This window comes from Brevundimonas sp. (genome assembly GCF_044239655.1).
Classification (GTDB): Bacteria; Pseudomonadota; Alphaproteobacteria; order Caulobacterales; family Caulobacteraceae; genus Brevundimonas.
This window is the reverse complement of sequence record NZ_JBIIAY010000114.1, coordinates 1-9922: the sequence shown is the minus strand read 5'-3', so window position 1 is coordinate 9922 and position 9922 is coordinate 1. Positions and strand designations below refer to the sequence as shown.

6 protein-coding genes and 1 pseudogene are annotated in these 9922 nt (G+C 66.1%); 5 read left to right on the top strand and 2 right to left on the bottom strand.

Annotated elements, in window-relative coordinates; genetic code table 11:
• Positions 1–279: 279 nt before the first annotated feature.
• The 5 genes from ACILQR_RS13450 to ACILQR_RS13430 all read left to right on the top strand — a co-directional run bounded on the left by ACILQR_RS13450 (position 280) and on the right by ACILQR_RS13430 (position 7967).
• Positions 280–4149, top strand: coding sequence for a calcium-binding protein (locus ACILQR_RS13450; protein WP_395651906.1), 3870 nt, complete (start codon positions 280–282; stop codon positions 4147–4149).
• A gap of 408 nt (positions 4150–4557) precedes the next feature.
• Complete coding sequence (cysK, locus tag ACILQR_RS13445) at positions 4558–5568, top strand: cysteine synthase A (RefSeq protein WP_395651905.1); 1011 nt, start codon at positions 4558–4560, stop codon at positions 5566–5568.
• 79 nt (positions 5569–5647) lie between these two features.
• Positions 5648–6121, top strand: coding sequence for a copper chaperone PCu(A)C (locus ACILQR_RS13440; RefSeq protein ID WP_395651904.1), 474 nt, complete (start codon positions 5648–5650; stop codon positions 6119–6121).
• Positions 6122–6164: 43 nt separating this feature from the next.
• Complete coding sequence (locus ACILQR_RS13435) at positions 6165–7382, top strand: DUF2336 domain-containing protein (protein ID WP_395651903.1); 1218 nt, start codon at positions 6165–6167, stop codon at positions 7380–7382.
• A 153-nt stretch (positions 7383–7535) separates the two neighbouring features.
• Positions 7536–7967 carry a MucR family transcriptional regulator gene (locus tag ACILQR_RS13430; RefSeq protein WP_271147190.1) on the top strand — a complete coding sequence of 144 codons (432 nt, stop codon included), beginning with the start codon at positions 7536–7538 and terminating at the stop codon, positions 7965–7967.
• Positions 7968–8137: 170 nt separating this feature from the next.
• Here the strand turns inward: ACILQR_RS13430 and ACILQR_RS13425 are convergent, their stop codons facing one another.
• Both ACILQR_RS13425 and ACILQR_RS13420 read right to left on the bottom strand, forming a co-directional pair.
• The gene (locus ACILQR_RS13425) at positions 8138–9247 is read right to left on the bottom strand and encodes a DUF2336 domain-containing protein (protein WP_395651902.1); all 1110 of its coding nucleotides are present in this window, start codon (positions 9245–9247) and stop codon (positions 8138–8140) included.
• Positions 9244–9922 (bottom strand): annotated as a pseudogene (locus tag ACILQR_RS13420) (hypothetical protein); the annotation flags it as partial. The gene ACILQR_RS13425 and the pseudogene ACILQR_RS13420, both read right to left, overlap by 4 nt.

The following is a 9922-nucleotide window of genomic DNA, read 5'->3' as shown; positions in this document are numbered from 1 at the left end:
CTCGATCAGCAGTCCGGACACCCCCGCGACCTTGCCGGTCACGACCAGGGGATCGATGGCTTGAACGGCTGAGACGAGGTTGTGCATCGCGTTAACGAATGCGGGATCGTGGTTAACGGGGGGTGAAGGGTGGGGCCGGTCGGGACCGTGAAACGCGCGGATTCCCGGCATCACGTCTGAGGCGGACTGACGCGAACAATCGCCCGCCCTCTACTTTTCGAGGTATGGCCGCGCCCCTGCCGTCGCCTATACTGAGCCCGGTCGTTCCAGGAGTTCAGTATGTCGCGAGCCGTGTTGATGAACGGGGCGGATCGCCCCGAGGTGATGACGGTCGAGAACGCGACGGGCGATCGGGCGTGGGCGGCGATCCCGGACGACGCCCTGTCCGGCACGGATGGGGACGACAGAACCTTCTTCACTTCGCCAGATATGGATGGTGGGGCCGGGTTCGACACCGTCGATTTCTCCTACCGCATCGTCTTTCACGGCGAGTACTACGGAAGCCTCACGCTTCGACCGGGCGAAACGCCAGGCTCGGTCGCGGTCTGGACGACCAACTTCGTTCGGGGCGGCTCTGCCCCGGACTCGCTGGTGGGGACTTTCACGAATTTCGAGCAGATCCTGATGGGTTACAGGATGAGCGTGGCCTTGCAGGACACGACCCAGGACTGGTCGGTCACCGGCTTCGACATGACCTTCGCCTTCATTGCGACGGGATCGGGGAACGACACGATCACGGGTGGCTCGACCGACGACACTCTCAATCCGGGCTCTGGGTCAAACACCGTCCACGGCGGACGCGGTGACGACACGGTGACCTTGACCGTCGCCTACGCAGACTCGGTGGTTACGCACTCGGACGGCGTCTTGCGGATCCAGACCGGGAACGCCGTCAACCTGTTGACGGGTGTTGAGCACGTGGTGTTCACCGACCGTGTTCTGGACCTGTCCCAGGACGGGGTGATTGCCCCGGCGGCCCGGCGGGTGTCTGCCCGCGAGGGTGGAACAACGGCGCTTACGGCGACAGCAGGAGCCGACATCATGGTCGGCTATGTGGGGGGGGAAATCATCGACGGCCTGGCCGGCGACGACTGGCTGTACGGAGCCAGCGGCGTGGATACGCTCAAGGGCGGACTGGGCAACGACTACATCGATGGTGGGGTCGAGTCGCCTTACGACATCGCCGTCGACATAGCCGTGTTCGAGGGCAATTTCGCCGACTACAGCTTCAGCCTGTCGAACGGCATCTGGACCGTGTCCGGCGCGGCCAGCGGCACCGACCGCGTCGTCAATATCGAGACCTTCCGATTCGCCGACCGCAGCATCACCGTCGGCCCCAGCGGCCTGGTCCAAACGGGAACGGACGGAGCCGACACCCTGACCGGTACGGCCGGCCCGGATGAGCTTTCGGGCCTTGGCGGCAACGATACGCTCGACGGTGGAGCTGGTGCCGATATCCTGAACGGCGGCGACGGGGACGACGTGCTGGACACGGGCGAGCGCCTTGTCACCCTGCCTTCGGGCCAGACGACCTCACCGGCATTCCAGGGGGTCGTCAACGTCAATGACGTCGTCAATGGCGGAGCCGGAAATGATGTGATCCGCGCTGCGGGCGTTTCCAACGGAACCGTCCTGAATGGCGACGACGGCGACGACACGATTACGGCGGGCTGGTCGGGATTCGTCTATATCGCAGGGCGTGGAACCCCCGTCTCGGCTGCGGTCGATGGAGCGCCGATCCGCATAAACGGTGGAACGGGCAATGATCGCATCACCGCCTTCTCTCACGCAGTTATCGACGGAGGCGACGGGAATGATATCATTGCAGCAGGCTATTTCGAGCTTGCCGGCTTCGTCCAGAACGTCGTGCCCACCGGCGTAGACGTCACCGTACGTTTAACGGGCGGCGCCGGAGCGGACACGTTCGAGTTCAAGCGACCCGTCGGTACGGCTGTCGTCACGGATTTTGAAGTGGGCGTCGATCGTCTGGATTTCTCACGCGCCGGCTCTCAGGGCTTGCTGGGCGCCGCCTCGGGGGACTTGGTGGTGCTGGCCAGACAAGGCGCTGACACTTTGATCGTCGATCCTGGGACAGAGTTTGTCATCGCTCGCCTTCTGAACGTCGATCCCGCTTCACTGACGGCTCCGACCTTTGTCAACAACGCTGGCGGCACCCAGGCCAACCCTACACCGTATGTCACGCCCTCGCGGATTTTCGCCTATGGGACCGAGGCGTCAGATCAGATGCAGGGTCAGACCGATGCGTTCGGAGGGGGCGGCGATGATTTCCTGACGGCGGGGTGGCTCTCCGCGACGCTTTATGGCGGCGCCGGCAACGACATGATCCTGGGCGGTCAGGCGTCGGATGCGCTCATGGGCGGGATTGGGGGCGATGAACTGCGCGGCTATGCAGGGGATGACCGGCTCACTGGAGGGGACGGCGACGATATCTTGCTCGGGGGCGATGGCGACGACATCATCGAGGGCGGCATAGGAAACAATCTCATCAGCGGCGGCGCCGGCGCGGATCGGATGAGCAATGGCAATGGATATGCCAGGTATGTCTACGCTGCGGCCACGGACTCGACGGTTGAGCGTCCAGACACCATTTCAGGATTCTTGACCAGGAGCGGGACGAGAGTCCAGAGCGATCAGATTGATCTGACGGCCTTGACAGTAAATCGGATAAGTATTGTCAGGGTAGAGACCTACGAGAGCAGGGTGTTTGTAGACACCCCAGACGGCCAGATGTCGATCATCGTCTCCAACGGCATCAACGCACAGGATATACTTTATAACGGCTCGTTCGGTGTGACCATGATCGGGCTGGACGTCTCCACGTCTCCTGCCGGAGAGAGGGACTTCTTTTACGGTAGCGAGCGCGCCGATGCGATGTTTGGCGGTCTCGGAGGCGATGTGCTCCAGGGGCGAGGCGGGGCGGACGCCCTGGCCGGTGGGGCCGGATCCGACGTCTTCGACTATGCTGCTGTGACGGACTCCAACGCTGCGGCCTATGACAACCTTTATGACTTCGAAACCGGTATCGATCGGATCAACATCTATGGATTGAACCCGACCTCGATCAGCATCATCCGCACGGACAACGGCTCCAGCTTCGTCTTCGCCCAGATGCCGGGCGGAGATTTCCAGTTGGCGGCGGACCGGCGGGCCATCAACGGGAACGACTTCTCATACGCCAACGGCTTCGGCGTCTATATGGTTGGATCGAACAACGCGGACGAACTGGTCGGTTCAACGCAGGCCGATCCGATCCAGGGCGGGGGCGGCGGTGACGTCATCACCGGCGGCGGCGGCGCGGATGCGATCTCAGGCGGGGCCGGTTCGGATCGGTTCGTCTATCGGGTCGCGTCCGAGTCCAGCCAGGCCGCCGGATATGACAACCTCTACGACTTCGAGACCGGGATCGACTTCATCGACCTGACGTTGCTGAACACCACCTCGATCAGCATCATCCGCACGGACAACGGCTCCAGCTTCGTCTTTGCACAGACGGCGTCGGGTGACTTCCTGACCACCGCCGACCGGCGCACGGTCCATGCGACCGACATCCTGTATGGCAATAATCACGGCGTCTATCTGGTCGGCTCGGCCAACGCGGACGCCCTGGTCGGCTCGGCGCTGAACGATCCGATCTACGCAGGCGCGGGAAACGACACCATCACCGGCGGCGGTGGAGCCGACACCCTGGGCGGACAGGGGGGAGCGGACACCTTCGTCTATGTCGCGGCCTCGGATTCGCGCGTCTCGGCCGCCGACATCATCGTCGATTTCGAGACCGGCGTGGACCGGATCGACCTGACCGGGGTCCGCACGGGGGCGTCGGATACGTTCGGCATCGCCTACTCTGGCTCGGGCTCTTTTCTTTTCGTCGATCTGGGCGGGGACGGGACCAATGACATGCTGATCCAGCTGGCCAATACCCGGCTGGTCTCGTCCGACATCCGGTGGAGCGCGTCGGCAGGCGAACTGGAACCGGGGCTCAAGGATGCCGGTCCCGATGTCCTGCCCGTCGAATGGGTCGACGACGGTACCGTGACCGGGCCGATGGCGTGGACCGGCCGGTACATGCTGGACCTCGACACGGTCACGACCGGCGGCCTGCATCACACCCCGGACTGGCATCTGTAGGGCGCAGGGTCGCCGGACGGGTCTGGTTTCGCAACTTCGGCGTTCCGATCCCTTGCCGCACAAGGGATTGAGTGATTCTCGAGGTCTTCGACCGAGCGCGGCTGCCGGACGTGTTAGACTGTCGATCCGCGTCGGTCTTTGACACCCTAAAGCATCCTCCCGGGGACCCGATCAGAGTCCGGACTCAACGGACTCAACGGACTCAACGGACTCTGTTTTTGAGTCCGGACTCCTTCAAAAAAGTCATGTATACCTTACATTTCAGACCATTCGGACCTTTCAGACCCTGCTTTTCCGACCGTCCGCCGCCCCCGGTTCCGCGACACCGCCGATATGAAATCTCGCAAGGCCGCCACCGATAAATCGCCTGGCCGCCCCCTTGCGGTCGCGCCGATCGGCCTATCTGTTATGCGACCCCGACCGACCGGGAACGACGGAGCTTCCATGTCCGAATACGACGCCTCTAATCGCGCCACCCAGGGCCGTGGCAAGGTCTATGAGTCGATCATCGACACCATCGGCGACACCCCCCTGGTGAAGCTGCCCCGGCTGTCGGCCGAGTACGGGTCAAAGGCCACGGTGCTGGCCAAGCTGGAGTTCTTCAACCCGATCGCCTCGGTCAAGGACCGGATCGGCGTGGCCATGGTCGAGGCGCTGGAGGCGGCCGGAAAGATCAAGCCCGACACCGTCCTGATCGAGCCCACCAGCGGCAACACCGGCATCGCCCTGGCCTTCGTCGCCGCCGCCAAGGGCTACAAACTGATCCTGGTCATGCCGGAATCGATGTCGATCGAGCGCCGCAAGATGCTGGCCCTGCTGGGTGCCACCCTGGAACTGACCCCCGCCGAAAAGGGCATGAAGGGCGCCATCGCCCGGGCCCAGGAACTGCTGGAAACGACCCCCAACGCCGTAAGCCCCTCCCAGTTCGACAACCTGGCCAACCCCGCCATCCACCGGGCGACGACGGCGGAGGAGATCTGGAACGACACCGCCGGGGCCGTGGACATCGTCGTCTCGGGGGTCGGCACCGGCGGCACCATCACCGGCGTCGGCCAGGCCCTGAAGGCCAAGAAGCCCTCGGTGCGCATGGTGGCGGTCGAGCCCACGGCGTCTCCCGTCCTGTCCGGCGGTGCCCCCGGCCCGCACAAGATCCAGGGCATCGGCGCCGGCTTCATCCCCTCGATCGTCGATCGCGACGTGATCGATGCGGTCGAACAGGTGTCGAACGAAGACAGTTTCGACATGGCCAGGAAGGTCGCCCGCACCGAGGGCATCCCGGTCGGGATCAGCTCCGGCGCCGCCCTGACCGCCGCCTTCCGCCTGGCCGCCCTGGACGAGAACGCCGGCAAGACCATCGTGGTCATCATCCCCAGCTTCGCCGAACGCTATCTGTCGACCGCCCTGTTCGACGGGCTGTAGCGCCTGGCTTCCTTGAGGATTAAGCTTCGGGGACCTGGGATCGTTCCGGCCCCTCCGGCCCGCTGAAGGACAGACCTCGATGATGTTCCTGCGCCCAATTCTCGCTGCCTTCGTGGTGCTTGCCGCTACGACTGCCCTGGCCGAGACCCCGGTCGCGGCCGGGCCGCTGGACCTGACCCGACGGATCGTGGCCAGCTCCGGGACGGTCGGCGAGGCCTCGGCGGGCTATGTCCGGGTGGTCAACGGCTCGGCAGCGGCGGATCAGTTGACCAGCGTCACCTGCGCCTGCGCCAGTCGGGTCGAGTTCCACCACATCCGCCGCAGTGCCACCGGCGTCAGCATGGATGCGGACCCGACCTGGGACGTGCCGGCCCAGGGCGCGCTGGATGTCCGTCCCGGCAGCGACCTGCACCTGATGCTGATCGACTTCGACCCGGCCAGGGCGGCCGACGGACAGGTGGTCCTGACCCTGGCCTTCCGTGAGGCCGGCGAGGTGCAGGCCGCCTTTGCCCTGACCGGCGACAGCCGCGCGGCCTGGGCGGCGTTCGACTGACCGTCACGGGCGGTTAACCGCTGAGGCCTAGTCTGTGGGGGACATGTCCGAAGCCGCCGTCGCCCCTATCGAGGATGCGCCCACCCCGGCGTTGCGCGCACGCCATGCGCTGCTCAAGCGGCTGGCCGACGTCGTGTCCCTGCCGGCCAGCCGGATCAATGCCTTCGAACGGTCGGTGACCGGCGACCTTCTGGTCGAGATGCTGCGGCTTGCGGCACCGCAGGAGCGCAAGCGGGTCGCGGCACGTCTGGCCCCCCTGTCGGAGCTGCCCAACAGCCTGGCGCGGATGCTGCTGCGGGACGAGCCTGAGATCGCCGGCCTGCTGATCGAGCAATGCGCCTCCCTGACCGATGCGGACCTGGTGGCCTGCGCCCGGGACGCCTCGGTCGAGCACCGCGTCCTGATCGCCAACCGGCGGGGTCTGGCCGAGGTGGTCACCGACGCCCTGATCGGCTTTGCCGAGCCCCGGGTGATCGAGGCCGTGATGCGCAACACCACGGCCCGCCTGTCCCAGGTCGGGGTCGAGCAGATCGTCGACCAGAGCCGCCAGACGCCGACCTATTGCGCCCATCTGCTGCGCCGGGCCGAGCTTCGGCCGTCCGGGGCCTATGTGATGTTCTGGTGGTGCGGGGTCGAGGACCGGCGGACCATCCTGCAACGCTTCGCCGTCTCTCGCGAGGTCATGCAGGAGGTGGTCGAGGACGTCTTCGCCATGGCCGCTGCCGAGGGCTGGCAGGATCCTGTCTCGCGCAAGGCCCTGCAATTCATCGAGCGCCGCCAGAGGAACCGCGCCGCCGTCGCCAAGAGCCCCTATGACAACCTGGAACAGGCGGTCGCCGTGGCGGCACAGGGCGGCCTCAGCCGCGAGCTGGCATCGGAAATCTCCTACCTGGCGGGGATCAAGCCGCTGACGGGGGCCAAGATCCTGGGCGATCAGGGCGGTGAGCCCCTGGCCATCCTGTGCAAGGCCACGGGCATGACCCGGATCGACCTCCAGAACCTGTGGCGCTCGATGCGGCGGCCCGAGGTGGGCCCCGACGGCCAGATCCATCCGGCCTGGGAGCGGGTCGCCATCTGTTTCGAGATGCTGGCCGTCGATCGGGCCCAGACGGTGCTGCGTTACTGGAACTGGTCCCTGTCCTCGGCCCTGTCACCCCAGTTGCTCAAGGCCATTCGCGACGGAGACGGCGAAGGCCTGGACGAATACTCGGCACCCGAGCGGGCTGCGATGATGGCCCTGGCCGAGAACTTCGGACGCTGACCAGTCGCGTCAGAGCTGTCTGGCTTCGTCTGCTGTAAATTGTGCCGTTCGATGACGTCGCATTGCTTTCATCAGCGAAGAACACTACTGACCTTGCCAACCAGCCGTAAGAGCGGCGAGTAAAGGCAGAATCAGCAAGTGGAAGCTCTGAACATGGACGAGAAGACCGGTCTTCTGGAGATGACGGCGGACATCGTGTCGGCCTATGTCGGCAACAACAGTGTTTCGGCCAACGACCTGCCGTCGCTGATCTCGAACATCCATGCCGCCCTGTCGCAGGTCTCGACTGGCGTGGTCGAGGTCGAGCCCGAGATCAAGGAACCGGCGGTGCCGGTGCGCAAGTCGATCAGCCCCGACTTCCTGATCTGCCTGGAGGACGGCCGCAAGTTCAAGTCGCTGAAGCGTCACCTGCGTACCAAGTACGACATGAGCCCCGAAGACTATCGGGCCAAGTGGAACCTGGCCAAGGACTATCCGATGGTCGCCCCCAACTACGCCAAGGCCCGTTCGGAACTGGCCAAGCAGATGGGCCTGGGCCAGGGCGGCCGCAAACCCGCCCGCACCACGACCCGCGCCAAGAAGTAGAACTCGGTCGTTGATCATCTGAAAGCGCCCGCTTCCGAAAGGGAGCGGGCGTTTTAGGTTCGAGGGGAGAGGGACCAGGTTTGAGGGGCCAAGGGATCTCCAGGGGTTCTCCTGCGGGTCCGTTCGTCTGAACCCTCGAACCTCGCCCCTGGAACCTCGAACCTCGAACCTCAGGCCGCCTGAACCCCCCGCCGCATCCGCCAGAAGCGGACCGTGCGCAGGGCCTGGTCGCGGGTCAGGTCGGCGTAGAGGCGGCCATAGCCGTGGGCCTTGCCCATGGCGTCGGCGTCCTTGTTCAGGATGACCACGGTGAAAGTCAGGAACAGGGCGCGGTCCAGGTCGGCGGCCTTGCAGATCACGGCCAGGGCGTCGATCTCGCCCCGCTCGACGATCTGGCGGGCGGTATGGAAATCCACATCGGCCAGCTGGGCCAGGGCGATCAGGAAGGGCGTGCGCGAACCCGATCTCAGGAACCGGGCCAACATGGTCGGCGACAACTGGCCGGCGGCGCGCAGCTCGTCGACGTAGTCATGGGCGGCGGCGTAGTCGGCGGGCAGGGCCCCGTCGTCGGTGGCGATGCGGGTCCGTCCGGCGGCTAGGGCGTTCTCGAGCAGCACCGGGTCCATGGCGGCGTTCTGTTCGAGGATATGCTGACGCAGTCGGGCCTCGACCACGAAATACATCTCGTTGAGCAGGTCGGGCGGCAGGCTGGAGCGTTCGACGGTGGCGGCGTGCAGGTCGGGGTTGGCCTTGGCGCGCTCGACCGCCGCTTCCGTCGCGGAGCGCGACAGGCGGGCGCCGTCGTTGCGCAGCAGGGTGCCCAAGGTCTCGTCGTCGCCGCGCTGCACGATGACGTCCGACAGGGCCTCTGACACGTCGGCGCGGCCGGAGACGGCGCGCAGGTATTCCTGTCCCTTGGCGCGAACGACGCCCAGCAGGTCTTCCTCGGTCAGGACGGTGGAGACGCGAAGCACCTCGCCGGCGATGTCGGCCTCGTCATTGGCCAGGCGGCGGATCAGGGCGCGGGGGGCGTCGGAACGGACGGCGAAACGGGCCGACAGCTCGCGCCGGACGGCGACCTCCATGTCGGCGGCCAGGTCGGACAGGACCGAGCCGTAGAGGGCGTCCTCGTTGGTCGTGCGGGCCGTGGAGCCGAAGAAGTGGTCGGTCAGTTCGCGCAGCAGGGCCCGGCGGCTCTCGCTGGACGGTTCCTGGGCCAGGGCGATCAGGGCCGGCAGGCGGGACCCGGCGACGGCGGCCTCGGGGGCGACGTCGGTCATGGCAGGACCGGTTCCTGATTGGCCACGACCTGGGCGCGACCGTTGACGACGCGCGGCATGATCGGCACGGCTGGTGGCTCGGCGAGGTCGGGCGTGGCGCCACCGCCGATGAACACCGACTCAGGCAGGGTCATGGCGTCGGGCTCGTGACCCGCCTCGCGGTGGACCGAATAGTAGCGGGCGCTCTCGCGGGGCGGCTGGCCGGACTGGGTCGGGGCGGCCTGGGCAAGCTGGCGCGGGGCGTTGGGATCCGTGGAGGCCGGAGCGTACTGGGGCTGGGGCGCATACTGGGGCTGTTGGGCCTGGGCCTGCGGTTGGCCTTGAGGGGCACCGCCCTGGTTCATGCTGAAGATCAGGGCGTCCCGGCGCGGGGCATTGGGATCGTAGGGAGCGGAAGGCTGAGCCTGTGTCTGGGCCTGCTGCTGCGCCTGCATGTTGGGGTCGATCGCGGTCGGGATCGGCGCGGGCGGCGGCATATAGGTCGGCTGGGGCGATGGCTGCATGGCCGCCTGAACCTGGGGCGGGGCGGCGTAATAGGGGTCCTGGCGGCGGAAGGCGCGCGAGGGATCATAGGCCGGGGCCGAGGCCATCATCTGCGCCTCGGACGGTGACGGAGCGCTCATCTGGCCCTGCTGGACCTGCGGCTGGCCATAGCCGGGGCTGCGGACGGCGGTC

Bases quoted from the DNA above. Each gene is read 5' to 3' on its own strand.
- cysK (WP_395651905.1), top strand. From the start codon at position 4,558: ATGCGACCCCGACCGACCGGGAACGACGGAGCTTCCATGTCCGAATAC.
- ACILQR_RS13440 (WP_395651904.1), top strand. From the start codon at position 5,648: ATGATGTTCCTGCGCCCAATTCTCGCTGCCTTCGTGGTGCTTGCCGCT.
- ACILQR_RS13425 (WP_395651902.1), bottom strand. From the start codon at position 9,247: ATGACCGACGTCGCCCCCGAGGCCGCCGTCGCCGGGTCCCGCCTGCCG.
- ACILQR_RS13435 (WP_395651903.1), top strand. From the start codon at position 6,165: ATGTCCGAAGCCGCCGTCGCCCCTATCGAGGATGCGCCCACCCCGGCG.
- ACILQR_RS13450 (WP_395651906.1), top strand. From the start codon at position 280: ATGTCGCGAGCCGTGTTGATGAACGGGGCGGATCGCCCCGAGGTGATG.
- ACILQR_RS13430 (WP_271147190.1), top strand. From the start codon at position 7,536: ATGGACGAGAAGACCGGTCTTCTGGAGATGACGGCGGACATCGTGTCG.